This is a genomic window from Phormidium sp. CCY1219, from assembly GCF_055795085.1.
In genome coordinates this window covers 1-247 of sequence record NZ_JAYFEQ010000446.1, presented here as the reverse complement: position 1 = coordinate 247, position 247 = coordinate 1, and the positions used below count along the sequence as shown (strand labels likewise).

The following is a 247-nucleotide window of genomic DNA, read 5'->3' as shown; positions in this document are numbered from 1 at the left end:
TCCTTAAGTTCCAACCCTATTCCTTTCAGCCATTCTTGGATGTGGTCGCGACATTTTAGAATTACATCCTTGTTTTCGTGCAGGATAACGAAGTCGTCCGCATAACGGATTAGCGAGATTGCATCGCTTCTGTTTGTACGGCTTCCTTTTCCTGGTAGCTTAACCGCTAGGGATTTGATGCTTTCTTCCATGCCGTGGAGGGCAATATTTGCCAGTAGGGGGCTGATTACCCCTCCTTGCGGTGTGC

1 protein-coding gene is annotated in these 247 nt (G+C 48.2%); it reads right to left on the bottom strand.

Going from position 1 to position 247, the window contains the following annotated elements; all coding sequences use genetic code 11:
- Nucleotides 1-247, bottom strand: a 247-nt coding sequence (locus tag AC0QH1_RS10610) for a reverse transcriptase domain-containing protein (protein ID WP_324631058.1), incomplete at both ends; no start/stop codon positions are given.